Origin of the sequence: Streptomyces sp. NPDC001933 (genome assembly GCF_042890955.1) — a bacterium.
Lineage (GTDB): Bacteria > Actinomycetota > Actinomycetes > Streptomycetales > Streptomycetaceae > Streptomyces.
Window position 1 is genome coordinate 34,642 of record NZ_JBIASS010000014.1, and the last position, 25,686, is coordinate 60,327.

At 71.9% G+C, this 25,686-nt stretch carries 21 protein-coding genes; 13 read left to right on the forward strand and 8 right to left on the reverse strand.

Annotation, left to right across the window (positions count from 1 at the left end; translation table 11 throughout):
* Positions 1 to 164 precede the first annotated feature (164 nt).
* The 9 genes from ACFYY7_RS29550 to ACFYY7_RS29590 all read left to right on the forward strand — a co-directional run bounded on the left by ACFYY7_RS29550 (position 165) and on the right by ACFYY7_RS29590 (position 10,206).
* Positions 165 to 1,340 (forward strand): MalY/PatB family protein, encoded by a 1,176-nt coding sequence (locus tag ACFYY7_RS29550; RefSeq protein WP_388666198.1) that lies wholly within the window; start codon positions 165 to 167, stop codon positions 1,338 to 1,340.
* Positions 1,341 to 1,404: 64 nt separating this feature from the next.
* A complete protein-coding gene (locus tag ACFYY7_RS29555; protein WP_388666201.1) occupies positions 1,405 to 2,940 on the forward strand; it encodes an MFS transporter in 1,536 nt (511 codons plus the stop codon).
* 58 nt (positions 2,941 to 2,998) lie between these two features.
* Positions 2,999 to 3,412 (forward strand): DUF3151 domain-containing protein, encoded by a 414-nt coding sequence (locus ACFYY7_RS29560; RefSeq protein ID WP_328512431.1) that lies wholly within the window; start codon positions 2,999 to 3,001, stop codon positions 3,410 to 3,412.
* Positions 3,413 to 3,590: 178 nt separating this feature from the next.
* Entirely contained in the window at positions 3,591 to 4,439 is an 849-nt protein-coding gene (locus ACFYY7_RS29565) for a tryptophan 2,3-dioxygenase family protein (RefSeq protein WP_388666204.1), read from the forward strand.
* A gap of 13 nt (positions 4,440 to 4,452) precedes the next feature.
* On the forward strand, positions 4,453 to 5,685 hold the full coding sequence (gene kynU / locus ACFYY7_RS29570; RefSeq protein ID WP_388666207.1) for a kynureninase: 1,233 nt from the start codon (positions 4,453 to 4,455) through the stop codon (positions 5,683 to 5,685).
* 122 nt (positions 5,686 to 5,807) lie between these two features.
* Positions 5,808 to 6,683, forward strand: a complete 876-nt coding sequence (locus tag ACFYY7_RS29575) for an alpha/beta hydrolase (protein WP_388666210.1) — start codon at positions 5,808 to 5,810, stop codon at positions 6,681 to 6,683.
* Positions 6,684 to 6,813: 130 nt separating this feature from the next.
* Positions 6,814 to 8,115: a sensor histidine kinase gene (locus ACFYY7_RS29580; RefSeq protein WP_388666213.1), complete on the forward strand. Its 1,302-nt coding sequence runs from the start codon at positions 6,814 to 6,816 to the stop codon at positions 8,113 to 8,115.
* Positions 8,112 to 8,804 (forward strand): response regulator, encoded by a 693-nt coding sequence (locus ACFYY7_RS29585; RefSeq protein ID WP_388666216.1) that lies wholly within the window; start codon positions 8,112 to 8,114, stop codon positions 8,802 to 8,804. Before ACFYY7_RS29580 ends, ACFYY7_RS29585 begins: the two co-directional genes overlap by 4 nt.
* Positions 8,805 to 8,976: 172 nt before the next feature.
* Positions 8,977 to 10,206 carry a cytochrome P450 gene (locus ACFYY7_RS29590; RefSeq protein WP_266731691.1) on the forward strand — a complete coding sequence of 410 codons (1,230 nt, stop codon included), beginning with the start codon at positions 8,977 to 8,979 and terminating at the stop codon, positions 10,204 to 10,206.
* 54 nt (positions 10,207 to 10,260) lie between these two features.
* On the opposite strand, the gene ACFYY7_RS29595 is transcribed toward ACFYY7_RS29590, so the two are convergent.
* The 3 genes from ACFYY7_RS29595 to ACFYY7_RS29605 all read right to left on the reverse strand — a co-directional run bounded on the left by ACFYY7_RS29595 (position 10,261) and on the right by ACFYY7_RS29605 (position 13,297).
* Entirely contained in the window at positions 10,261 to 10,590 is a 330-nt protein-coding gene (locus ACFYY7_RS29595; protein WP_388666219.1) for a hypothetical protein, read from the reverse strand.
* 125 nt (positions 10,591 to 10,715) lie between these two features.
* Complete coding sequence (locus ACFYY7_RS29600; protein ID WP_388666222.1) at positions 10,716 to 12,350, reverse strand: ABC transporter permease; 1,635 nt, start codon at positions 12,348 to 12,350, stop codon at positions 10,716 to 10,718.
* Positions 12,347 to 13,297, reverse strand: a complete 951-nt coding sequence (locus tag ACFYY7_RS29605; RefSeq protein ID WP_388666224.1) for an ATP-binding cassette domain-containing protein — start codon at positions 13,295 to 13,297, stop codon at positions 12,347 to 12,349. Before ACFYY7_RS29605 ends, ACFYY7_RS29600 begins: the two co-directional genes overlap by 4 nt.
* A 101-nt stretch (positions 13,298 to 13,398) precedes the next feature.
* On the opposite strand from ACFYY7_RS29605, the gene ACFYY7_RS29610 reads away from it, so the two are divergent.
* Positions 13,399 to 13,974 (forward strand): GbsR/MarR family transcriptional regulator, encoded by a 576-nt coding sequence (locus tag ACFYY7_RS29610; protein WP_388666226.1) that lies wholly within the window; start codon positions 13,399 to 13,401, stop codon positions 13,972 to 13,974.
* Positions 13,975 to 14,191: 217 nt separating this feature from the next.
* Here the strand turns inward: ACFYY7_RS29610 and ACFYY7_RS29615 are convergent, their stop codons facing one another.
* Entirely contained in the window at positions 14,192 to 15,049 is an 858-nt protein-coding gene (locus ACFYY7_RS29615; protein ID WP_388666228.1) for a diacylglycerol kinase, read from the reverse strand.
* Between the two features lie 186 nt (positions 15,050 to 15,235).
* On the opposite strand from ACFYY7_RS29615, the gene ACFYY7_RS29620 reads away from it, so the two are divergent.
* A complete protein-coding gene (locus ACFYY7_RS29620) occupies positions 15,236 to 16,519 on the forward strand; it encodes an adenylosuccinate synthase (RefSeq protein WP_093547661.1) in 1,284 nt (427 codons plus the stop codon).
* 71 nt (positions 16,520 to 16,590) lie between these two features.
* Here the strand turns inward: ACFYY7_RS29620 and ACFYY7_RS29625 are convergent, their stop codons facing one another.
* Positions 16,591 to 18,120, reverse strand: a complete 1,530-nt coding sequence (locus tag ACFYY7_RS29625) for a substrate-binding domain-containing protein (RefSeq protein WP_388666230.1) — start codon at positions 18,118 to 18,120, stop codon at positions 16,591 to 16,593.
* Between the two features lie 214 nt (positions 18,121 to 18,334).
* Between ACFYY7_RS29625 and ACFYY7_RS29630 the strand changes: the two genes are divergently transcribed.
* Positions 18,335 to 19,231: a glycoside hydrolase family 19 protein gene (locus ACFYY7_RS29630; RefSeq protein WP_388666232.1), complete on the forward strand. Its 897-nt coding sequence runs from the start codon at positions 18,335 to 18,337 to the stop codon at positions 19,229 to 19,231.
* Between the two features lie 71 nt (positions 19,232 to 19,302).
* Here the strand turns inward: ACFYY7_RS29630 and ACFYY7_RS29635 are convergent, their stop codons facing one another.
* Entirely contained in the window at positions 19,303 to 20,781 is a 1,479-nt protein-coding gene (locus tag ACFYY7_RS29635) for a helix-turn-helix domain-containing protein (protein ID WP_388666626.1), read from the reverse strand.
* A gap of 338 nt (positions 20,782 to 21,119) precedes the next feature.
* On the opposite strand from ACFYY7_RS29635, the gene dnaN reads away from it, so the two are divergent.
* The gene (gene dnaN / locus ACFYY7_RS29640) at positions 21,120 to 22,256 is read left to right on the forward strand and encodes a DNA polymerase III subunit beta (RefSeq protein ID WP_388666235.1); all 1,137 of its coding nucleotides are present in this window, start codon (positions 21,120 to 21,122) and stop codon (positions 22,254 to 22,256) included.
* A gap of 177 nt (positions 22,257 to 22,433) precedes the next feature.
* Here the strand turns inward: dnaN and ACFYY7_RS29645 are convergent, their stop codons facing one another.
* Positions 22,434 to 23,051, reverse strand: coding sequence for a hypothetical protein (locus ACFYY7_RS29645; protein WP_388666238.1), 618 nt, complete (start codon positions 23,049 to 23,051; stop codon positions 22,434 to 22,436).
* Positions 23,052 to 23,581: 530 nt separating this feature from the next.
* Complete coding sequence (locus tag ACFYY7_RS29650; protein ID WP_388666240.1) at positions 23,582 to 25,573, reverse strand: Ig-like domain repeat protein; 1,992 nt, start codon at positions 25,571 to 25,573, stop codon at positions 23,582 to 23,584.
* Positions 25,574 to 25,686: the final 113 nt, after the last annotated feature.

Here is a 25,686-nt window from a genome sequence, read left to right on the forward strand (position 1 = left end):
GGCGGGCCTGGGGGCCCGCCCCAACCGGGGGCCCCCCGGCCCCCGTGTTCAGTGCGCGCCCCCGTTTAGGATGGGGGGGGGGGGGCCCGGGGCCGGGGGGGGGGCCGCCCCCACGGCATGTCCGGGGGACATGTTTCCGACAGATGCATACGTAAGGGGTCGTTGTGGGTTCCAGTGCGCGCTATGACTTCGACACCGTCGTCGACCGCCGGGGCACCTGGTGCGTCCAGTGGGACGGGGTCGCGGACCGGTTCGGGGTGGACGGGCTGCTGCCGTTCACCATCTCCGACATGGACTTCGAGACGGCCCCGGAGGTGCTGGACGCGCTCCGCTCCCGCCTCGACCACGGGGTGTTCGGCTACACCGACTGGCGGCAGGGCGACTTCCGCTCGGCGATAGCCCACTGGCACGCGACCCGGTACGGCACCGAGGTGGACACCGGGCAGCTGGTGTACGGGCCCTCCGTGCTCAGCCAGCTCTCGCAGCTGTTGCAGATGTGGACGTCGCCGGGCGAGGGCGTGGTCGTCCACACCCCCACGTACGACGGTTTCCGCAAGGCGGTCACCGGGCTCGGGCGGGAGCTGCGCGGTGTGCCGGTGGCGGACCCGGCCGCGCTGGAACGCGAGCTGGCCCGCCCCGACAGCAAGGTCCTGGTCCTGTGCTCCCCGCACAACCCGACGGGCCGGGTGTGGACGACGGCCGAGCTGGAGGCGATGGCCTCGCTCGCCGCGCGGCACGGCGTCGCGGTGATCAGCGACGAGATACACGCGGACTTCGTGCACGAGGGCCATACGCATGTGCCGTGGACGCGAGTCGCGGGCGACGGGCGCTGGGCGCTGGTCACCTCCGCGTCCAAGGCGTTCAACTTCCCGGCGCTGACCGGTTCGTACGGACTGATCGGCGATCCGGCCGACCGGACGGAGTTCCTGCGCCGGATGGAGACGGCCGAGGGGCTCGCCTCCCCGGCGGTGCTGTCGCTGACCGCGCACATCGCCGCGTACCGGGAGTCGGCGCAGTGGCTGGACTCGGTGCGGGAGTACGTCGCGGGGAACCTGGCGCTGGTCGCGCAACGGCTGGGCGAGGCGTTCCCGGAGCTGGGGTGGCGGCCGCCGCAGGCCGGGTACCTGGCGTGGATCGATCTGCGGCCCGCCGGTGTCGACGGCGACGAGGCGTTGCAGCGGGTGCTGATCGAGCGGGAGAAGGTCGCGGTGATGCCGGGCGGGGTGTACGGAGCGGAGGGCTTCGTGCGGCTGAACGTGGGGTGCCCGCGCGCCAAGGCGGAGGCCGGGGTGGACGCGCTGATCCGGGGCGTGCGGGCGGTGACGGGGCGGGCGTCGTAGGGAGTCGTGGGTTTCCTGGTGCCGCCCGATGGCCCTCCCGGCCCGGAGCGGGGATGCTGCTCGTATGCCTGACGCAGCCGAGACGGGAACCCCGGGCGCCATCCGCGTCGCCTCCGCCGCCGGACGCTGGGTCGTCCTCACCACCGTCCTGGGCTCCAGCATGGCCATGCTGGACTCCACCGTCATCAACGTCGCGCTGCCCCGCATCGGCAAGGACCTCGGCACCGACCTGGCCGCGCTCCAGTGGACCGTCAACGCCTACATGCTGACCCTCGCCGGGCTGATCCTCCTCGGCGGCGCCCTGGGCGACCGGTACGGGCGGCGGCGGGTCTTCGTCGTCGGCGTCGTCTGGTTCGCCGCCGCGTCGGTGCTGTGCGGTCTGGCGCCGAACGCCGCCGTCCTGATCGCCGCCCGCGCCCTCCAGGGCATCGGCGGGGCGCTCCTGACGCCCGGTTCGCTGGCCCTGATCCAGGCGAGCTTCCACCCCGACGACCGGGCCCGCGCGGTCGGGCTGTGGTCGGGGCTGGGCGGGGTCGGGGCCGCCGTCGGGCCGTTCGTCGGTGGATGGCTGGTCGACGGGCCGGGCTGGCGGTGGGTGTTCCTGCTCAATGTGCCGCTCGCCGCGGTCTGTTTGCCGGTGGCGCTGCGCCACGTACCGGAATCACGCGACCCGCACGCCCACGGGCGCTTCGACGTGCTGGGCGCCGTGCTCGCGGCGCTCGCCCTCGCCCTGGTGACGTACGCGCTGATCGAGGCGCCGGGGCAGGGGGCGTCCGGGGCGGTGATCGGGGCGGCCGTCGCGGGGGTGCTGCTCGGGGCGCTCTTCGTACGGGTGGAGCGCACCCGGGCGGAACCGATGCTGCCGCCCTCGGTCTTCGCTTCCCGGCAGTTCACCGCCGTCAATGTGATCACCCTCTGCGTGTACGCGGCCCTCGGCGGTTACTTCTTCCTCTCCGCGATCCAGCTCCAGGTGGTGGCCGGGTACTCGGCGCTCGGCGCGGGCACGGCGCTGCTGCCGTCGACCGTCCTGATGCTGCTCTTCTCGGCCGCCTCGGGCGAGCTGGGCCAGCGCATCGGGCCCCGTATCCCGCTCACGGCCGGGCCGCTGGTCGCCGCCGCGGGAATGCTGCTGATGCTGCGGGTCGGGCCCGGGTCGAACACCGTGTCCGGCTACCTCACCGACGTGCTGCCCGCGGTCGCCGTCCTCGGCGTCGGACTGGTCACCCTGGTCGCACCGCTCACCGCGACCGTCCTGGCCTCCGTGGACACCGCACGGGCCGGCCTCGCCAGCGGGATCAACAATGCGGCCGCCCGCGCCGCCGGGCTGATCGCGGTGGCCGCGCTGCCGCTGCTCGCCGGAATGGGACCGGAGGCCTACCGGAACGCCGACGAGTTCGCCGCGACCTTCCGCCGGGCCATGCCGATGTGCGCCGGGCTCCTCGTGCTGGGGGCGGCGATCGCCTGGGCGACCGTACGCAGACCCCTGGTCACGGCGGACGAGAAGGAGCAGGCGCGGCCCGAGTGCACCGTGCACTGCGGGATCGCCGCACCGCCCCTGGAACCGGCGCACGAGCAGGAGCAGAACCCGGGCGCGCGCTGACCGCGCACGCCGACGCCCGGGTACCCCCGGCGGGCCGGCGCCAGGCACACTTGAACCCATGTCGATCCACGAGAACCTGCTCGGGGGCCCGCCCCCGACCCACCTGCCCGACGACCCGGAGCCGCGCGAACTGCTGGCGAACGGCGTGGCCCCGGCCGACGTCGCCGCGAAGTACCCGACCTCGTCCCTGGCCTGGGCGCAGCTCGCCGACGAGGCGTACGACGCCGGCCGCGTCGTCGAGTCGTACGCCTACGCCCGCACCGGCTACCACCGCGGCCTGGACGCGCTGCGCAGGGCCGGCTGGAAGGGCCACGGCCCCGTGCCGTTCGAGCACGAGCCGAACCGCGGCTTCCTGCGCGCCCTGCACGCCCTGGCGCGGGCCGCGCGGGCGATCGGCGAGCAGGAGGAGTACGAGCGCTGCTCGACGTTCCTGCGCGACTCCTCGCCCACCGCCGCCGAGACGCTGGGTTAGGGCCGCCGGGCCCTCCAAGGGTTCCGAGAAGGTGTTCCGGGCCCCGCGGACGTATCGACGTCCGCGGGGCCTGCACGTTCTCCCGGCGTCCGCTTAGGATGCCGACAGGGGACCGGAGCTCCATCACCTCACGGAAGGGGCGGACCGCTACCCGGAAGCTTGTGTCGAGGAGACAGCAATGTCGACGATCCACCCCGACCCCGAAGCCACCGGTGCGGAGACCCCGCACCTCGACTTCGCGGGTACGACTCCGTACGAGGACTATGTCCAGGCGGATGTCCTGACCCATCTCCAGCACCCTCGCTCCGACGATCCGGGCGAGATGGTCTTCCTGGTCACCACCCAGGTCATGGAGCTGTGGTTCACCGTCATCGTCCATGAGTGGGAGACGGCTGCGCACGCCCTGCGCCAGGACCGGCTGAATGTCGCCCGCGACGCGCTGAAGCGGTCGGTGCGGGAGCTGGAGGCGCTCAACGCCTCCTGGACGCCGCTGGCCCAGCTCACCCCCGCCCAGTTCAACTCCTACCGCTCCGCGCTCGGCGAGGGCTCCGGTTTCCAGTCGGCGATGTACCGGCGGATGGAGTTCCTGCTCGGCGACAAGTCCGCGTCCATGCTGGTGCCGCACCGGGGCGCGCCCCGGGTCCACGCCGAGCTGGAGAAGGCGCTCACCGAGCCGGGTCTGTACGACGAGACGCTGGCGCTGCTCGCCCGGCGCGGGTTCGCCATACCCAAGGCCGTGCTCGGCCGGGACCTGACGCGGAAGTACGAACCGTCGCCCGAGGTCGAGGCGGTCTGGGCGGAGATCTACGCGGACCCCGAGCACCACGACGAGCTGGTCCGGCTCGGCGAGGCGCTCACCGACGTCGGCGAGCTGGTGTGGCGCTGGCGCAACGACCATCTCGTCGCCACCCGGCGCGCCATGGGCTCGAAGACCGGTACCGGCGGCTCCGCCGGGGTCGCCTGGCTGGAGAAGCGGGCCACGAAGAACGTCTTCCCCGAGCTGTGGACGGCGCGCAGCCATGTCTGAGACCTTCGCTGCCATGCCCGAGAACTCCGCCGTCACGTCCGAGACCTCCGCTGCCGCCTCCGAGTCCCTCGCCGCGCGGGCCGCGGCACTCGACGCCGCCGACCCGCTCGCGGACCGGCGCAAGCTCTTCGCCCTCGACGACACCGTCTATCTCGACGGCAACTCGCTCGGCGCACTGCCGGCGCACGTGCCCGCCCGGGTGCAGGAGGTCCTCACCCGCGAGTGGGGCGAGCTGCGCATCCGGTCCTGGGGCGAGAGCGGCTGGTGGACCGCGCCGGAACGGATCGGTGACCGGATCGCCCCGCTCGTCGGCGCCGCCGCCGGACAGATCGTGGTGGGCGACTCCACCAGCGTGAACGTCTTCAAGGCCGTCGTCGCCGCGACCCGGCTGGCGCCGGAGGGCCGCGACGAGATCCTCGTCGACGCGACGACCTTCCCCACGGACGGGTACATCGCCCGGTCCGCCGCCCGGATGACCGGCCACCGGATCGTCCCGGTCGCCCCCGCCGAGGTGCCGGACGCGCTGGGCCCCCGTACCGCGGCCGTGCTGCTCAACCATGTCGACTACCGCACCGGCAGGCTCCACGACCTGCCGGGACTCACCGCCGCCGTGCACGGGGCGGGCGCCATCGCCGTCTGGGACCTGTGCCACAGCGCGGGCGCCCTGCCCGTCGGCCTCGACGAGCACGGCGTGGACCTGGCGGTCGGCTGTACGTACAAGTACCTGAACGGCGGACCCGGTTCGCCCGCGTACATCTACATCGCCGAGCGCCACCAGGCGGCCTTCGACTCGCCCCTGCCGGGGTGGACCTCGCACGCCGACCCGTTCGGCGTGACCCCTGAATACACCCCGGCCGACGGCGCGGTACGGGGCCGGGTCGGCACCCCCGACATCGTCTCCATGCTGACGCTCGAAGCAGCGCTGGACGTGTGGGACGGGGTGTCCATCGACGAGGTACGGGCCAAGTCCCTGGCACTGACGGACTTCTTCCAGGAGTGCGTCGCCCGGTACGCGCCCGAGGGCCGGGTCCCCTCCATCACCCCCGCACGCGCGGAGCGCGGCAGCCAGGTCGCGCTGCGCTGCGAGGACGCGGAACAGGTGATGGACGAACTCATCGCCCGGGGCGTCGTCGGTGACCTGCGCCGGCCGGACGTGCTGCGGTTCGGATTCACGCCGCTGTACGTCGGGTTCGCGGACGTGGAGCGGGCGGCGCGGGTGCTGGGCGAGGTGCTGGCCCAGCAGTAGCAGGGGAAGCCCGCGGGCATCCCCGGGGCCGTGGATCCTCAGCGGGGACGGGAACCTTCCGTACTGGTACCGTCCCCGCAGGTCAGGCCAGTTGGGCACAGCTACAGGACGGTTGGAGCAGCATGTCGGATTCTGCCGCGCGTGATCGGGACGCAGCCGAGACCGAGTCGGCGCTCTCGCATCCACCGGTCGCCCCCGATGCGTCCGCCGCCTACGGCAGCCACCCCGACCAGCTGATCGACTTCTACGCCCCGCGCGACGGGCGGACCGGGGCGCCGGTCGTGGTCGTGCTGCACGGCGGGGCATGGCGGGCGCCGTACGACCGGCAGCATGTGTCGCCGTTCGCGGACTTCCTGGCCCGGCGCGGGTTCGCCGTCGCCAGCGTCGAGTACCGGCGCGGCGGCGAGATCCCGCAGCAGCGGGGTTCCGGCCCGGTCGCGGGCCGCTGGCCGGAGACCTTCGACGACGTCGCCGCGGCGATGGACGCGCTGCCGGCGCTGCTGGCCCAGGAGCTCCCGGAGGCCGACGCCCGGCGGATCGTCGTCACCGGGCACTCGGCCGGCGGGCAGCTGGCGCTGTGGGCCGCCGCCCGGCACGTACTGCCCGAGGGGTCGCCGTGGCGGCTGCCCGCGCCGCCGCAGCTGCGGGGCGTCGTCGCCCTCGCACCCATCGCCGACTTCGCCGCCGCCGTCGAGCTGGACGTGTGCTCGGGGGCGGTCGGCCAGCTCCTAGGCGGCGAGGAGGACTTCGCGGAGCGGGCGGCGCACGCCGACCCGGCCGTGCTGCTGCCCACCGGCATCGCCACCACCGTGGTGCAGGGCACCACCGACATCGAGGTGCCGCAGGCTGTTGTGGAGGCATTCGTCGACGCGGCGGCGAAGGCGGGCGAGACGGTGGGGCTGACCCTGCTGCCCGAGGTGGGTCACTTCCCGCTGATCGACCCGGCGGCGGACGCGTGCGCGGTGGTGGCGGAGGAGCTCGCACAGCTCGCCTGGTGAGGGACGTTTCCGGTCGCCTGGTGAGAGCCGGGCAGGCCGCTCGGCGGAGTCCGTAGTACTTGCGATGGACGGCCAGGAATCCGTATCACTGCTGACGACCGGGCCGGACCCGCCCGCCTAACGTGGAAGCGTGACCGAGACCAAGAGCAGAAGCCCGGAGTTCCAGCTGGCGGCGGGGGCGATAGGCGGCCTCCGGCAGTCCCTCTTCAACGACGCGTTCGCCTACCGCCCGATGCCGCGGCTGGGGACCGACGGGCCGGTGATCCGCCGGCTGCCGAAGCGGATGCGGGAGCGCGCCACCTGGGCGCTGCACGCGGTCGTGGTGCTGGCCGCGCTCATCGCCTTCTTGCTGGGGGTGGCCGAGGCGGAGTATCCGCTCGCCGAGGTGCTCGCCGTGTTCCCGGCCATCAGTGTGGTGATGACGCTGGTCAGGCCGGTCGGGGCGTTCTGGATGTCCTTGCTGCTGACGCCGGTGACCGCGGTGTTCGGCGACGGCGGGTGGCCGTGGGGGCCGGTCACGTTCTTCACGCACCTGGTCGTGCTGATCGTCGTCGCGGCCAGGACCGGGCGGCGCACCGCGGCCTGGATGTGGGGCCTGACCGCACTGCTCGGTGTGGTCATGGAGAACCTCGTCTGGCGGCCCGGGACCACCACCTTCGGGATGGTCCTGACCTCGGCGTTCGCCCTGCTGGTGGTCTCCACGGTGCAGATCCGCCGTGACGCGGAGCGCGAGGTGACGGTGCAGCGGACCGTGACCGCCGTCGAGCGCGACCGGCGCACCCTGCTTGAGGAGCGCACCACCATCGCCCGTGAGCTGCACGACGTGGTCGCGCACCACATGTCGGTCGTCGCGATCCAGGCCGAGGCCGCCCCGTACCGGGTGGAGAATCCGCCGCCCGAGCTGGAGCAGGCCTTCGTCACGATCCGGGAGAACGCCGTCGCCGCCCTCACCGAACTGCGCCGGGTCCTCGGTGTCGTACGCGCCGAGGACTACCAGGCGCCGGACGCCCCGCAGCCCACGCTCGCCCAGCTCGACGGGCTCCTCGCCAACGTGAGCGAGGCGGGCCTGACGACGGAGAAGACCGTCACCGGTGCGGTGCGCGAACTGCCGCAGGGGGTCGAGCTGTCGGCGTACCGGATCATCCAGGAGGCCCTCAGCAACACGCTGCGGCACGCACCGGGCGCCACCGCCAGGGTGGAGATCGGCTATGTGCTGGGCGGGCTCGGTGTACGTGTCGTCAACGGGCCGCCCACCGGTCCGGTGAAGCCCTCGCCGGGCGCGGGCCACGGGATCACCGGGATGCGGGAGCGGGTCGCGATGCTGAACGGCGACATGACGGCCGACGCGACCACCGACGGCGGGTACGAGATCGCGGTGTTCATCCCCGTACAGGCCGGTTCTGAGCCCCTGGAACAGGCGGACCGGGCATGAGCGGCACGAGCACTCCCACCGCCCCGTCCCCGTCCATCCGGGTGCTGATCGTGGACGACCAGATGATGGTCCGTGAGGGCTTCTCGGTACTCCTCAACGCCATGCCGGGGATCGAGGTCGTCGGCGAGGCGGTCGACGGCCGGCAGGCCATCGCGCAGGTCGCGGCCCTGCGCCCCGACGTGGTCCTGATGGACATCCGGATGCCGGAACTCAACGGCATCGAGGCCACCCGCGAGATCGTCGCCGCCGACGCGGACGCCAAGGTCCTGGTGCTGACCACCTTCGACCTCGACGAGTACGTGTACCAGGCGCTGCGCGCCGGGGCGTCCGGCTTCCTCCTCAAGGACGCCTCCGCACGCCAGCTCGCGGACGGGGTACGGGTGGTGGCCGCGGGCGAGGCGCTGCTCGCGCCGACCGTCACCAAGCGGCTGATCAACGAGTTCTCGAAGCTCGCGGAGGCCCCGCGCTCACCCGCGCTGGCCCGGGTCGGCGACCTCACCGAGCGCGAGACGGAAGTGCTCGTCCTCATCGCGCAGGGCCGGTCCAACGCGGAGATCGCCTCGCATCTGGTGGTCGCCGAGTCCACCATCAAGACCCATGTGAGCCGGATCCTGGTGAAGCTGGGGCTGCGCGACCGCACTCAGGCGGCCGTCTTCGCTTACGAGGCCCGCCTGGTCACACCTTCCTGAGACAGGGCGGTGGACGGGAGGCGGACGGGGGCGGTCGGCGGCCGGCGGCCGGGGGAGGGCCGGGTCGGTTCGTGACCCGGGAGGGCCGGGTCGGTCCGTGGCCGGGGGATGGCTGGGGTCGGTCCGTGGCCGGGGGTGGTCGGCGGCCCGGAGGTGCGGTTAGCGTCCGGCTATGCACCAGTCCCCCCGTTCCGCGGCCGATGCCCCCTTCGACCCCTGGTCCCCGGCCTTCGTCGCCGACCCGTACCCCGCCTACGCCGCACTGCGCGCCACCGGCCGGGTGCACCGCTTCGAGCCGACCGACCAGTGGCTCGTCCCGCACCACGCGGATGTGTCCGCGCTGCTGCGCGACCGCCGCCTGGGCCGCACCTACCTGCACCGCTTCACCCACGAGGAGTTCGGCCGCACGCCACCACCCGCCGAGCACGAGCCCTTCCACACCCTCAACGGACAGGGGCTCCTCGACCTGGAGGCCCCCGACCACACCCGGATCCGGCGCCTGGTATCCAAGGCGTTCACCCCGCGTACGGTCGAGCAACTCGTCCCGACCGTGCGGCGGCTGGCCGCCGAACTGGTCGACTCCTTCGTCGAGGCGGGCGGCGGCGATCTGCTCACGGCGGTCGCCGAGCCGCTGCCGGTGGCCGTCATCGCCGAGATGCTCGGCATCCCGGAGTCCGACCGGGGCCCGCTGCGGCCCTGGTCCGCGGCGATCTGCGGAATGTTCGAGCTGAACCCGTCCGAGGAGACCGCGCACGCCGCCGTCCGCGCCTCGCTCGACTTCTCCGCGTATCTGCGCGAGCTGATCGAGGAGCGGCGCAAGAACCCCGGTACGGATCTGATCTCCGCGCTCATCGCCGCCCACGACGAGGGGGAGCGGCTGAGCGAACAGGAGATGATCTCCACCTGTGTGCTGCTGCTGAACGCGGGCCACGAGGCGACCGTCAACACCACCGTGAACGGCTGGTGGACGCTGCTGCGCCACCCCGAGCAGCTGGCCGCACTGCGCGCCGACCACGGCCTGCTGCCGACGGCCATCGAGGAACTGATGCGGTACGACACCCCGTTGCAGATGTTCGAGCGCTGGGTCCTGGACGACATCGAGATCGACGGTACGGTCATTCCGCGCGGCTCGGAGGTGGCGCTGCTCTTCGGCTCGGCCAACCGCGACCCGGCCCGCTTCACCGACCCGGACACCCTGGACCTGGCCCGGCAGGACAACCCGCACATCACCTTCGGTGCGGGCATCCACTTCTGCCTGGGCGCCCCGCTGGCCCGGGTCGAACTGGCCGCGTCCTTCGGTGAACTGCTGCGCCGCGCCCCGGGAATGCGGCTGGCGGCCGAGCCGGAGTGGAACCCGGGCTATGTGATCAGGGGCCTGAAGGAACTCCGCGTGGAGCTGTGACGGCAGCGGGGGCGAGGGCGAGGGCCGCGGACCGGGCATCCGGCCGCCCCGCGCTCAGCACCCCGGTCCGCAGGCCAGGGGCGGGCCCTCCAGTACGTCGAAGGCCACCCCGAAACCGGTGAGGGCGGCGAGCGCCACCGCCGCCCCGAGCGCCCGCCGCCACTTCCGCCCCGCGAGGGCGACGAGGACGAGCCCGGCCGCGATGCCGCCGAGCGTCATGACCGGCAGCCCGAGCCAGAGCACGTTCCACTCCGACTCGCCCTCGAAGCCGCCGAAGATGCCATGCCTGCCGTACGGCGCCCAGGCGAGCACCCCGGCCGCCGCGCCCGCGGCGACGACCAGGCATCCGACGGCCCCACGGACGGCTTCGCTTCGGTTCTCCATGAACGCAGTGACGCCTGGGAAACCCGGCGGGGTTGCACCCGCCGGGTTTCCCAGGCCCTGCCCAGGGCTCCGCCGCCCCGCTAGTCACCGCCCCGTCGCGGCCCGTAACGCCCCGTCATGTCCCGTCACGTCAGGACATCGCGCCTGCGCAACGCCCCCACCCCGGCCCCGACCAGTGCCACCGCGACGGCGGTGAGTGCGAGCACCGGGCCCCACTCCATTCCCGTGCCGCCCGGCAGCTTCGGCAGATGCGTGAACGGCGACACGTCCATCACCGCTTGCGGCATGTCGACGGCGGGCCCGAGCCACCCCAGCGCCAGACAGATCCCGGCGACGCCCCAGGACGCCACCGCCGCCTTCGGGAAAGCCCCGTACAGCAGGACCGTCACCCCGCCCAGCAGCCAGATCGCCGGGAGCTGCACCAGCGACGCACCCAGCACGGCCGGGAGTTCGTGGCCGTAGCCGACGGCGAGGCCGAGGCCGCCGGCCGTCATGAGCAGGGCCGCGCCGCCGAACGCGATGACCAGATGACCGGCCGCCCACCCCGTCCGGCCCACTCCGCCCGCCAGCACCGGTTCGGCACGCCCGGCGGTCTCCTCGCCGTGCAGCCGCAGCACCGACGCGACGATGTACAGCGCCGCGACCATTCCGAGTACGGAGACCATCGCGGCGAGGAACGCGTCGGTCAGCCCGGCCTGACCGCCCATCCGCTCGAAGATCTCCCTGGTCTTCGCGTTGTCGCCGACGAGATCGGCCGCCCCGCCGGTCAGCCCGCCGAAGGCGACACCGACCACCGCGAAGGAGAGCGTCCACCCGGTCAGCGCACCGCGCTGGAGCCGCAGCGCGAGACCGAACGCCGTGGAGATCCGTCCCTGCGCGGGCCCCGGTCTCGTCGCCAGGAAGCTCATCCCGACATCGCGCCGCCCGGCAAGCCCGTACGCGAGGGCGGCCTGGACCACCACGGCCGCCGCGAGGACGAGCAGCACCCACCAGCGCTCGTCCGCGTACGCCCGGACGTTCTCCGCCCAGCCGATGGGGGAGAGCCAGGTCAGCACGGACGAGCCGTCGTCCGAAGCCGAGTCGCCCGCCGCCTTCAGGACGAACGCGGCACCGATCACCGCCGCCGTGAGCCCCTTGGCGAGCCGGGCGCTCTCGGTGAACTGGGCGGCGATCGCCGCCGTGCAGGCGAACAGCACACCGGTCCCGGCGACCGCCAGGGCCAGGGCCACCGCCCCCGCGCCGCCCGCACCCGACCCCGCCAGGCCCGCGCCCATCACCAGTGCCAGTGCCGCGTTGGCGATCACGGCGGCGAGCAGGGCGGCGGTCAGCGGGGCGCGGCGCCCCACCATCGCGGAGGAGAGCATCTCCTGACGGCCGGTCTCCTCTTCCTCCCGGGTGTGCCGTACGACGACGATCAGGCTCATCACGGCCGCCAGCACCGCCCCGAAGGCGGCCATCCGCCAGCTCACGAGCCCGCCGACCGAGTCGTCGAAGACCGGGCCGTACATGGCGCGGAGGGAGCTGTTGCCGTTCATCGACGCGGCGAGTTCGGCGCGCTGCGCGGCGGTGTCGTAGATCGAGGAGATGGAGCTGCCGACGGAGGAGAAGGAGCCGCCGAGGGCGAGCACCCAGATCGGCAGCATGATCCGGTCGCGCCGCAGCGCGAGCCGCAGCAGCGTCCAGGTCCCGGCGAGCTGCCCGGTCGCGGCCCGGGTCCGGCGCCGGGCGCCGGCCGGGGTGGTCATGGTCACGGCAGTCATCGCGCCACCACCCCCGCGCCCTCGCCGTTTCCGGGCGCGTCTGCCGCATCTGCCGCGTCTGTCGTGTCGGTCGCGTAGTGGCGCAGGAACAGCTCCTCCAGCGTGGGCGGGGTGCTGGTCAGCGTCCGTACGCCCGACGCGGTGAGCGACTTGAGGACGGCGTCCAGCTTGTCCGTGTCGACCTGGAGCGTGACCCGCAGGCCCTGGACTTCGAGGTCGTGGACACCGGGCAGCCGGGCGAGCCCGTTGGGCGGGCCGGCCAGCTCGGCGCTGATGTTCGTACGCGTCAGGTGGCGCATGTCCGCCAGCGAGCCCGTCTCCACCGTCCGCCCCTGGCGGATGATGCTGACCCGGTCGCAGAGCGTCTCGACCTCGCTGAGGATGTGGCTGGAGAGCAGGACCGTCCGCCCGCGCGCACGCTCCTCGGCCACGCAGCCCTGGAAAACCTCCTCCATCAGCGGGTCGAGCCCGCTGGTGGGTTCGTCCAGGATCAGCAGATCCACATCGGAGGCGAAAGCGGCGACGAGGGCGACCTTCTGGCGGTTGCCCTTGGAGTACGTACGCCCCTTCTTGGTCGGGTCGAGCTCGAACCGGTCGACGAGGTCGGCACGCCGGGCCCGGTCGAGGCCGCCGCGCAGGCGCCCGTACAGATCGATCACCTCGCCGCCGGAGAGGTTGCGCCACAGCGTGACGTCACCCGGGACGTACGCCACCTTCCGATGGAGCTCCACCGCGTCTCGCCACGGGTCGCGGCCGAGCAGCTGGGCGGCGCCGGAGTCGGCCCGCAGCAGGCCCAGCAGCACCCGGATGGTGGTGGACTTCCCGGAGCCGTTGGGCCCGAGGAAGCCGTGGACCTCGCCGGCCTCGACGGTGAGGTCGAGCCCGTCCAGCGCGTGTGTCCGGCCGAATGACTTGTGCAGTCCGGCCACCGTGATCGCCTTCGTCATGTTTCTGAAGGTACGCTACTTTCACAAATTTGTGAAGTTAAGGAAGCGTATAAAGTTGGTGTTACGGCGGGGGCCGGGAAAACAGGGGAGACGATCGGGTGATGACCAGCGAGACCCAGACCCAGACCGGGGCGGGGAACGGGACCGAGAGCGGTGAAACCGGGCAGAGCGCGGGCTCCGAGCGTGACGCGGAGGCCGTGTCGCGGTTCGTGGAGCGGTTCGCGTCGGAGATGACCGAGGCGGGGATGCAGCGGATGGCGTCCCGGGTCTTCGCCGCACTCCTCGCGGACGACGACGGCTCCATGACCTCCGCCGAGCTCGCCCTGGCACTGCAGATCAGCCCGGCGGCCGTGTCCGGCGCGGTCAGCTACCTCACGCAGGTCAGCATGGTCAGCCGCGAACGCGACCCGGGCTCGCGCCGCGACCGCTACCGCCTGCTCGACGAGGTCTGGTTCGCCACCTTCGCCAGCCGCGACCGGGTGCTGACCCGCTGGGAGAGCACCCTCAAGGAAGGCGTCCGCATCCTGGGCGAGGACACCCCGGCCGGTGCCCGGCTCGCCGAGACGGTGGCGTTCTTCGAGTTCCTGCAGGCGGAGCTCGTCGGGATGATGGACCGCTGGCACGAGCACCGCAAGACGCTCGACCTCCCGACCCGCGACGGGCACGCGACCGCCTGACGGGCACGCGACTGGCTTGATGGGCGCGAGGGACCCGGCGGGGCGTGCGGGGCCCGGCGGGCGTGCGGGGCCCTGCGGGCGGGCGGGGTCGTTCTCGGGCCCGTCAGATCGGGCCGGGGAGCAGCTCCGTCACGGCTTCGAGGGCTCCGGGGTCGGACCGGTCGATGGCCTGGTACGGGTCCTGCGGCCAGTACGCCCGCCCTCCGATCCAGGCGGGCTAGCCCTCCGCCACCGGCAGCATCAGTCCCCAGGCCCCCGCCCGCACCGTCCACGTCCGCGTCCGGACCGGGCCGCCGACCTGTATGTCCGCCCGGTAGCGGAAGTCCGCGCCCGAGACCGTGACGGCCTTCGCCTCCGTCGTCACCGGATCGGCCGACGGCGGACGGATCACCACCTCCGCGAGGCCCCCGTCGCCGCCCTGCGAGGTCACCGTCACCGATTCGACCGGGCGGTCCAGGTCGTTCAGCAGGACGCCGTCGGCCTCGACCCGCAGGCGGTGCGTGGGCGGCGGGGCGGCGGGTGTCTGCGGGGCGGGGCGCACCAGGGTGCGGACCAGGTTGCGGCAGGTGTCCCAGACCGCCGTGACCCCCGTGTGCGCGGCCGACGCACCCGGCAGCGCGCTCTGCGCCGGGATGTGCAGCGCGCCCAGGACCACGCCGTCACTGTCGTCCACCAGCAGGTCCAGCTTGCGCGCGGCGCCGTCCAGCGCGGTGCGCGCCGCCGCCACCGCGCCCAGGGGCACGCCGAGCGAATGGGCCAGTTCCAGCGCGGCCGCGCTGCCGACCGGGATCAGCGAGAGCACGCTCCCGTCCGGCTCCCGCTCCCGGTGCAGCTGGGCCACCGCCCGCCGCAGCGCGCGGTCGTCGCCGACCACCACCGGCCGCCTCCCGCCCCGGCGGGACAGGGCCCTGGCGAATTCCTCGGGCCCGTCGGGCAGGCAGATCTTGGCGTGCGAACCGGCGCTCAGCACGTCCTTCGCGATACGCACGGACTCGCCGTCGGTCCGGCGGGCGACCGGGTCGATGACCACCAGCAGCTGGTGCGCACCGTCGCCGGGGGGCTGGGCAGCCGACACCTCGGTCCTTCCTCGGGTAGCATCTTGGTGCAAGAGCCCCTTGCGCTATTGCGCCAGGGGCTTCGTCTATTCCGGGGCACCCGGTTCGACGGTTCAGGCCTTGTCGTACATCGTCGTACGGCATGTACGACGTTTACGTACGCCCCCTGACCTTGGACATGCCCCGCCCGGAAGGGGTGTACGCCTGTGCCCGCACTTGTGCTGCTCGGTGCTCAGTGGGGTGACGAGGGCAAGGGAAAGGCCACCGACCTCCTCGGTGGATCCGTGGACTATGTGGTGCGCTACCAAGGCGGCAACAACGCCGGCCATACGGTGGTCGTAGGTGACCAGAAGTACGCACTGCATCTCCTCCCCTCCGGAATCCTTTCGCCGGGTTGTACCCCGGTCATCGGAAACGGTGTCGTCGTCGACCCGGCCGTCCTGCTCTCCGAGCTGAGTGGGCTGAACGACCGCGGCGTGGACACGTCCAAGCTGCTGATCAGCGGCAATGCCCATTTGATCACCCCGTACAACGTCACGATCGACAAGGTGACGGAACGGTTCCTCGGGAAGCGCAAGATCGGCACGACCGGTCGCGGCATCGGCCCGACGTACGCCGACAAGATCAACCGGGTGGGCATCCGCGTCCAGGACCTCTACGACGAGTCGATCCTGGAGCAGAAGGTCGACGCGGCCCTGGAGCAGAAGAACCAGCTCCTGGCCAAGGTCTTCAACCGCCGTGCCATCGAGTCCGGCAAGATCGTCGAGGAGATGCTCCAGTACGCGGAGCAGATCAAGCCCTACGTCGCCGACACGACGCTGATCCTGAACGACGCCATCGACGCGGGCAAGGTCGTCCTCTTCGAGGGCGGTCAGGGCACGCTGCTCGACGTCGACCACGGCACGTACCCCTTCGTCACCTCGTCGAACCCGACCGCGGGCGGCGCCTGCACCGGGGCCGGCGTGGGCCCGACGAAGATCAGCCGGGTCATCGGCATCCTCAAGGCGTACACCACCCGCGTCGGCGCGGGCCCGTTCCCGACGGAGCTGCTCGACGAGGACGGCGAGGCGCTGCGCCGGATCGGTGGCGAGCGCGGTGTCACCACCGGCCGTGACCGTCGCTGCGGCTGGTTCGACGCGGTCATCGCGCGGTACGCGACCCGGGTCAACGGTCTCACCGACTTCTTCCTCACCAAGCTGGACGTGCTGACCGGCTGGGAGCAGATCCCGGTGTGCGTGGCGTACGAGATCGACGGCAAGCGTGTCGAGGAGCTCCCGTACAGCCAGACCGACTTCCACCACGCGAAGCCGGTCTACGAGATGCTGCCGGGCTGGTCCGAGGACATCACCAAGGCCAAGACCTTCGGTGACCTGCCGAAGAACGCGCAGGCGTACGTGAAGGCGCTGGAGGAGATGTCCGGCGCCCCGATCTCCGCGATCGGTGTCGGCCCCGGCCGCACCGAGACCATCGAGATCAACTCCTTCCTCTAGGAGCGGCCGCCGCCGAGCGGCGAACACCGGAAGGGCCGGGACGGCGAGTCCCGGCCCTTCCGGCGTTCCGTTCACTCCTCGCCGCAGATCCGCAGCCCCTCCGGCGTCGCGCACGGCAGATGGCCGTGGGCGCGGATCACGTCCTGGCCGTTGCCCCGGGTGAGGTAGCCGAGGAAGCCCGCGGCCAGTGAGCCGGTGGGCGGGCGGCCGTAGGTGTAGGCGTACTCGACCTCCCGGTACGGGTACGTGCTGGAGCCGATCGTCTCGACGGACGGGGTGGCCGAGTCGATGGCGACCTGGTGGGCTCCTCGCAGCGGCGTGCCCAGGCGCAGTTCGCTGTAGCCGATCGCGCCGTCGCGCCGGCCGACCATGGCCAGGACCTGTTCGGTGGAGTCCAGTTCGCAGCGGACCACCCGGGCCCCCGTGTCGTCCTTGGTGGTGCAGTCGCGGGAGGACTGGGCCGGTTCGTTGTAGCCGAGCACGCGGCGCTGGAAGACCTCGCGGGTGCCGGAGTTGGCGTCCCGGCTGACCAGGAGGACGGGCAGGTCGGGGCCGCCGAGCTCCTTCCAGTTGTGGATCTCGCCGCGGTAGATCCGCCGGATGTCGGTGAGGCTCAGGTTCTTCAGCCCCACCCGGTCGTTGACGACGAGGCGGAAGAGTGAGACGGCGACCCGGTTGTCGCGCAGCTGCGGGAAGCCGTCCGGCCTGGGGCCGTCGGAGAAGGCGATCACGGCGGGCGGGCCGGACTTCCCGGCTTCGGTGCCCCGGTCGGCGAGGTCCCGTATCCCGGCGTTGCTGCCGTGCACGTCCACGCGGATGAGGGAGCCCTCGCACTCCTTCTCGTACTTCTTCTTCAGATCCAGCAGGGCCGGCCGGAACGCCGTGGAGCCGGTCAGGGTCAGGGTGCCGCGGCGGCAGCCCATCGGGGGCGGGGTGTCGTCGCGCACCAGGATGATCGAGGCCAGCGTGACGACGCAGACGGTCAGCGCGACGGTGATCAGCCGGGCGGCCCGGCCGAACAGCGGGGGCTTGTCGTCCGGCCGCAGCGCCCGGTTCGGGCTGACCTCGCCGTCCCGGATGCCGCCGATGATGCGGACGTGGCTGCCCACGGCCGCCCCGGTCAGCAGCACCAGCAGTTTGAAGTGCTCGCCCCGGTTGAGCGGTACGCGCGGCAGCCGGATCAGCGATCCGCTCTGGCGCAGCCCGGCCGCCGGGGTGAAGTGCTCCATCAGGTGGTCGGCGCCGGGCGAATGCGTGACCGCGACGCCGCGGACCGTCCGGTCGGTGAACTCGGCGGTCAGTCCATGCAGTTCACGTCCGGTGTAGTCGTTGTCGGCGATGGACTGCGAGCCGTCGTTCTCGATCCGGAGCAGTACGAGCGTGGCATCGGCCATGTCCGGTGTCTCGTTGAACAGGCCGAGCCGCACATTGGCCCGCCCCCGGCTGACGTCGCCGCCGATCGGGGTGTCCATCTGGACGCGGTAGCCGATCCGCTTGCGGCGGGGCACCCGGCGTTCGTACCAGAGCACTCCGACGGAGGCCAGGACGCCCAGTACGGCGGTTGCCACGGCCACGATGTTCTCGGCGCTGAGCCACTCCATGGTCCTCGCACCCTCCCCAAGGGCTCTGGTGGCCACCGTACGTACGGGGAACGGGAGTTGGGGGTGACGGCAGGATCCTGTCGGACGGTGTTCGCCCGCTGTTCGCCGATTGGTCCAGACCTTGACAGGTTCAGACCAGTGCCGCTTGAGTGGCAGGCAACCCCCATGGCGGCGCACCGTCCAGTCCGGTGCGCCGCGCCGAAGGAGTGATCGCATGATCAGGCGCTTCACGGGTCTGCTGGCCGCGCTGGCCGCGGTCGTCGCAACGGTCGTCTTTCTCCCGGTGGCCAACGCGTCCGGCGCGGCGGCCGAGGCCGACTGCGCGGCCCCCTGGAACTCCTCGTCCGTGTACACCGGTGGCGGGACGGCCTCCTACAACGGACACAACTGGACCGCCAAGTGGTGGACCCAGAACGAGACCCCCGGAAGCTCCGACGTCTGGTCAGACCGGGGGAGTTGCGGCGGTGGCGGCACGGACCCGGGCAACCCGTCCGGCTTCGTCGTCGGCGAGGCGCAGTTCAACCAGATGTTCCCGAACCGGAATTCGTTCTACACGTACGAGGGGCTGACCGCGGCCCTGAGCGCCTACCCGGCCTTCGCGAACACCGGCAGCGACACCGTCAGGCGTCAGGAGGCGGCGGCGTTCCTCGCCAACGTCAGCCACGAGACGGGCGGCCTGGTGTACGTGGTCGAGCAGAACACGTCCAACTACCCCCACTACTGCGACAGCAGCCGGCCCTACGGCTGCCCGGCCGGTCAGGCCGCGTACTACGGCCGCGGCCCGATCCAGCTCAGCTGGAACTTCAACTACAAGGCCGCCGGTGACGCGCTCGGCATCGATCTGCTGGCCAACCCGTACCTGGTCGAGCAGAACGCCTCGGTCGCCTGGCAGACCGGCCTCTGGTACTGGAACACCCAGAACGGCCCCGGCACCATGACCGCCCACAACGCCATGGTGAACGGCGCCGGGTTCGGCGAGACCATCCGGTCCATCAACGGCACCCTGGAGTGCAACGGCGGCAACCCCGCCCAGGTCCAGAGCCGCATCGACCGCTACAAGGCGTTCGTGCAGATCCTCGGTACCACCCCGGGCTCCAACCTGAGCTGCTGACCAGCGGTTCCTGTTCTCCCCCACCCGGCGGGGGCGTGCCCGGCTCCGGTCGGACACGCCTCCGTTCCGGTTCAGCGGGCGGTGCCGGCCGCCGCGAGGTCCAGGGCCCGGAAGGCGAGCCACAGGTCGTAACGGGCGCTGGGCGGCTGGAGCAGTGAGCGGCCGAGGACCGATTCGAGCCGGGTGAGGCGCTTGCGGACGCCCGGCACCGAGATGCCCAGCACCTCGGCGGTACCGGCGAGTTGGGCCTCGCACTCCAGCCAGGTGCGGAGGGTCTCCCGCGGGTCGGCGGAGCTCCGCGAGGTGCCCGGTCCGGTGAGCGGGCGCAGTTGCTGGGCCGCCCACTCCCGTACGGCCACCACGCCCAGGATGTCGTCCAGGCCGAGCGGCGGCCGGGGCTCGCGTTCGTCCCGGTGGGACCTGCCGGGCGCGGTGGGGGTGGCGCGGATGCGCAGGGCCAGATCGAGGGCGGCCTGGTCGCCGACCCGGTTCAGGTCCAGGCCGAGCAGCTCGCCGATCAGCCGGAGCCGGGCGGCCAGGGTGTTGCGGTGGATCTTCAGATGCTGGGTCGCGTGCGAGGAGAACGCCAGCCAGGAGGCGAGCGTCGCCGCGAGCTCCTGGCTTCCCGGGTCCTGGCTGCGCCGGGGCAGGTACGTGAGCAACGGGTGCAGCAGTTCGTCGGCCCACCGCGCCCCGGCCGCCCCGGCGGCCACGGCCGGATCTGGCGCCGAGCCGAAGCAGGCGTGCCGGGCGGGCAGCCCGCGGGCCACCGCCAGCGCGTGGAACGCCTGGCGGTAACCGGTCGCCGTGTCCGCCAGCGGCACGTCCTCGCTGACCCCCGCGACGCACTCGGTGACCGCCTCGGCGACCCGGATGCCGAGCCGATGTTCGGCCGTGCCCGCGTCGGCCGGCACGACGAGGATCAGATGGCGGGCGTAGACCGGGCACCGGACGATCCAGGACCGCCCGCCGGAGAGTTCCGTGCAGATCCGCGCCACCTCGTCCCGGCGGCCGGGCGGGCACTCCACGACGTACACCCGGACGGGATCGGGCAGGTTGGGTTTCAGCGCGCCCGCCACCTGGTGCGCGATGGACAGCTGACCCGTCATGAGCAGATGCAGCACCGCTTCCCGGCTGCGGGACTCCGCGAGGTCGACGCGGCGCCGCTTGCGCTCCACGGCCTCCGCCGCCCAGCACATGGCGAGCGGCATCGCCACGTCGGCGAGCAGGATGGCGAGCCCGTCCGGCAGCGGGCGCGGTGCGACCACGGCCAGAATGGGGGCTGCGGCGTCCGGCGGGCCGTCCAGCGGGAACAGCAGCGCGGTGTGCGCCCCGCGGTCGAAGGAGAAGGAGCGGGCGTCGAGACCGGGCAGGCTCCTCGCGTACTCGCGTGCCAGCGCGGCCGCCTCCACGCCTGTACCGGCCGGGCTCCGGGTCACGCCGTGCAGCACGGTGCCGTCCCCGTCGAGCAGCCCGGCCCAGCCCGCCGCCCGGCCGGACACCCAGTGCAGGAGCTCCTGCGATCCGCCCGACCGGGCCAGCCGGTACATCCTCAGTACGTCATCGGCCCGTTCCCGCGCGCGCACAAGTCCTCCACCCCTGCTCAAAAACCGGAATAAAGGCTACCGGTTTGATTGTGCGGACTGATACCTGCCACGGCCCACACAGTGCTGATTGAAGCTTTCAGGTACGTACCCGAGGACCTAGAGTCCGAACACGGTTGCGGCACCCCTTGGGGGAGGGGTACGGGGGCGACAGCAGCGGCTCACGGGGGTGGCCGCTGTCGCGTCGGCCGCAACCGTTCTTCTTCTTCCGTTGTCAGTGGCGGCCCCTAGTGTCGGCTCACGATCGCGTCCGCGATCGAAGCCGACCGGGAGAGGCCGCCGCCATGGAGTTCCGCATTGAGCGCAGCGCACTGACCGATGCCGTGGCCTGGGCGGCCCGGGTGCTGCCCACGCGCTCGCCCGTTCCCGTGCTGGGCGGCCTGCTGCTGGAGGCGGCCGATGGGCGGCTGAGCATCTCGGGGCTGGACTACGAGGCGTCCGCCCGCATCGAGGTGGAGGCGGAGATCGTACGGGCCGGGAAGGTGCTGGTCATGGGCCGGCGGCTGCTCGATGTCTGCAAGGTGCTGCCCGAGAAGGTGGTGGAGTGCTCGGTCGAGGGTTCGCGGTTCTCGCTGGCGAGTGACGGTGCCCGGTTCGGCCTCTCGGTGCTGCCTTTCGACGACTACCCGGCGCTGCCGTCGCTGCCGGAGGTCCTCGGCGGGGTGGACGCGGAGGAGTTCGCGGCGGCCGTCGCCCATGTGACGGTGGCGGCGGGCCGGGACGACTCGCTGCCGACGCTGACCGGCATCCGGCTGGCGCTGGACGGCGACACGATGACCCTGGCCGCCACGGACCGCTACCGCTTCGCGGTGCGCACGCTCTCCTGGAAGCCCGGCCGGGACGGTGTCACGGCCGATGTAGTGGTCTCCGCCCGCAGGCTCACCGAGATCTCCCGCTCCTTCGGCCGGGGCGGCATGGTCAGCCTGGCCCTGGACGGCGGTTCGGCCGGGTTCGAACTGGCCGGGATGCGTACGACGGTGCGCCTGCTCGACGGCCGGCTGCCGCGCCACGACAAGCTGTTCGCGATGACCGGCGCGGTCACGGCCGAGACGGACCGGGTGCCCCTGGTCGAGGCCGTCAAGCGGGTCGCAGTGGTCGCGGAGGGCGGCAGCCCGCTCCACCTCGTCTTCTCCGAGGGCTCGGTGCTGCTCCAGGCGGGCTACGAGGACGACGTCGCCTCCCAGCGCCTGCCCGCCGTGCTGGAGGGCGCCGAGGACCTGACGGTCGCCTTCAACCCCGCGTATCTGATGGACGCGCTGGGCTCGTTCGGCACCCCCGTGATCAGGTTCGAGCTGATGGGCCCCGGCCAGCGCGCGATGGTCACCGGCCGGACGCCCGGCGCGGACCCGGAGGGCGGGGACCCGGAAGGCTCCCGGCCCGCTCACCAGCATCTGCTGATGTCGGCCAAGCCGCTGCTCTAGGACGCCCCAGGGATGGGGGCGTGTCATGTGATGCTGACGTCATGACTGAGCGACGCGAGGTCACCGTCGTCCGCTGGCCGGGCGGGGCCCCTGCCGCAGGACGGGCCGGCCGGACTGCCGGCGGCGTGAGCTGCTGGGCTGACCGGTGTGGACCCGCAGGGCTCGTGGTGTGCCGGTTCATGGCGGGGTGGCGGCGCAGGGGCAGTCCGGGGCGAGACCGAGGCACAGGTGCAGTGTGATGCGGAGACGTGCGTCGAGTTCCGAGCGTTCGGAGTCCGTGTGGGGTTCCTCCGGTGGTGTGAGCGCGAACGGGGCCGTGACGGTGAGCAGGACGTCCGACAGCAGGCGCAGGTGCGGAATCGACCTTGCCAACTGCCACGGAAACAGGTTGTTCAGCCAGTGACGGGCCCGTCCGTGGAGCCGTGTGTCGTAGCTGAGCAGGGCGCCTCGCAGCAGGTCCGGGTCGGTGCGCGCGGTCGCCCGGGTCACGGGGTGCTCGCGTACCATCCGGGCGGCACGGACGATCTCCTCGGCGATCCGGCACAGGCCCTCCTGTTCCGAGCGCAGGTTGCCCGCGACGAACAGGACGCGTTGCAGCTCGTTGTCGGCGCAATCGCGGACGAGCACATTGCGATCGGGCCAATTGCGGTAGAGCAACTGGCGGTCGGTTTCGGCCAGTCGTGCTACGAGCGCCAAGTTCATTTTGCGGGGCCCGTGTTCGGCCATGCTCTGCAGCACGGCGGAGTAGACCAGGCTCAGTGACGGCGGTGCTTTGTACGAGGAACGCGGACGCATGGGGGCGAGCCTGGCGCAGGAACCGGTCCGCACGGGCGAATTCGCCCCGTTCCCACCCGTAAGGCTGTCCTGCGAGGGCCGTCCTGCATGAGGGGGTGTGTTTTACAACGTGACAGGTGTGGGGGTGAGTGTCACGTTGTACGACGTGGGGGGCGTGAGGGGCCCGGCGTGGAGGGCAGGTGGGTGTCAGCGCGAACGTGACAGGTGGAGGGGGAAGTGTCACGTTGTGCGGATGGGGTGGTGCTGCGGGCGAGCGGCGGAGGTACCGCCTACGCGCGCGGGGCCGAGTACGCACACGGGGCCGCGTACACACACGGGGCCGCGTACGCGTGCAGGGCGGGGCATGCGTGCAGGGCCGCGTACGCGTGCAGGGCGGGGCATGCGTGCAGGGCCGCGTACGCGTGCGAGGCCGGGCATGCGTACGGGGCCGGGCGACTGCCCGACCCCGCATTCATGCCGACCACTCGTGCCGACCGCACTCACGAGGCTGCCAGGTGCTGCTTGTTGCCGCCTGGCTACTTCGTGCCTGGTTACTTCGTGAAGATGAAGTACTGCCAGGCGCCGTGCGTGGTCGAGTTCACCGTGTCGCCCGAGGTGCCGTTGACGTACGAGGCACGGACGCGCATCCGGTAGCCCGTGTCATGGGTGCCGTTCAGCGTCACGATGGTCTTCCCGTTGGTGCCGAGCTTGAAGTACTGCGAGCCCGCGTCGTACCACCTGCCCTGGTAGTACAGCTGCAGGGACAGCTTGTGCGAGCGGTTCTTGTAGTACGTCATCGCCGTCGTGAAGACCGGGTCGGTCTTCTTGTGGAAGTACCGGTACGACGTCTTGCCGATCTTCGCCGTCTTGTACTGCTTCGAGATGGAGGTGGAGACCTTCACCTTGGCGTACGCGGTCGACGTGACCTTCTTCGAGGTGTACCGGCCGTCGCCCTTGAAGACCGCGGTGACGGTGGTGTCCCGGGTCATGTCGACCGTGGTCGACAGGTTGCCCTTGGAGTTGACCTTGCCGGTCTTCACCAGCTTGTTCGGCTTGTCCGACCCGAACGGGTCCACCCACAGCTCGACGGTGCGGTTCTTGTACGTCTTGCCCAGGTGCGCCGTGAACGTCACGTCGGCGCCGTACGAGTACAGCGCCTTGTTGTGGTTCAGGGTCAGCGAGGTGACCGTCCGGGGCACGGCGACCTTGTCGGAGCCGGAGGCCGCGGAGTGGGTGGCGTCGCCCGCGTACGAGACCTTGTACGTGACCTGGCCACCGGCGGTCGGGGTGTCGGCGAAGGAGAAGCTGCCGTCGGACTTCAGCGCCACCGAGGGCAGCGCCTTGCCCTTGGGCGACTCGATGTCGGTACGCGTCACGGTGGCCTTGGCGCCCGCCGGGAACGCGCCGTCGGACTTCACCCGGCCGGTGACGGTGAGCTTCTTGCCGAGCGCGGACTTCGCCGGGGCGTTGACCGTGACGGTGCTCGCGGACTTCACGGCGTCGGTGAGCACCCGCAGTGAACGGACGCCCAGGCTGTTGGCGGTGACCGCGAACAGGCGGCTGGTGTCCGGCGCCCAGGCCAGCCCCGCGTCCATCAGGGTGTCCGCGCCGCTGCTGTTCCCGGTGTTGGGGAACTCGTACGTCCGGACGGGCTTGGTGGTGTTGCCGGGCTTGTAGACGTAGACGTCCGGGTCGTACCAGGCGGACGATCCCGCGGCGACCGTGCCGTTCGGGGCGATGTCGATCGCGTTGGGGTACGAGGTGGACGGGTACGCGGCCCCCCGAGTGAGGTCCGCCGTGTTGTACGCCTGGTGCAGGTACGGGGCCGCACTGGCCACCACGATCTGCTTGCCGTCCGGGCTCAGCGCCAGGTCGCGCATGTTGCCGCCGTCGACGGAGGCGTGCGCGGTCCGCGTGGCCGTCCCCGAGGCGACGTCGTACACCGCGAGCTCTGCGGGGCTCTGCGTCTCGATGCCGGCGGCCAGCGTGCCCGGTGCGCCGGGCGTGGACGCCAGGGTCGGGGCGGAGAACCAGGTGCGGTCCTGGTCCTGGTCCAGGGTGACGACCGGCTCGGCGCCGGACAGGTCGAGCGATCCGATGTTGCCCTCGCCCGCCGCCCCGTACCCGAACCAGAGCTTGCCGCCCGCCAGCGCCGGGTGCTTCGGGTCGGTGCCCTCGCCGGTCGCGTACCGGGCGGACTCCGTGAGCCCGGCAGTGTCGATGGTGACGATCGCGTCGGCGCCCGGCACGGCGGCGTACAGCGTGCCTGAGTCGGCGGAGAGTTCGAGGCCGGTCACGCCCGGCAGAGAGGTGATGGTGCCGACGACCGTGCCGTTGTAGTCGGTGACGAGCACCTTGCCGCCGGTCGGGTCACTGATGAAGACCCGCTTGTGCACACCGTCCGCGACGATGTCGCCGACCGATGCGGCGGGAAGAACCTTGGTGGAGTCGGCAGCGGCCGGATTCGCCGCACCGCCGATCAGAACTACGGAACTGAAGAGAACCGCGAGCGAGGTCGCGGCCGAGATTCTGCGCGTGCGCAAAATGAATTACCCCCACGGTAAGAGAGGGCCGTGGCACCCGAGATGAGAGGGGTGCGGCCCACGAACGCAGGGTATGCCATGGCGCCCACAACTCCTACACATTTGCGGGGCCG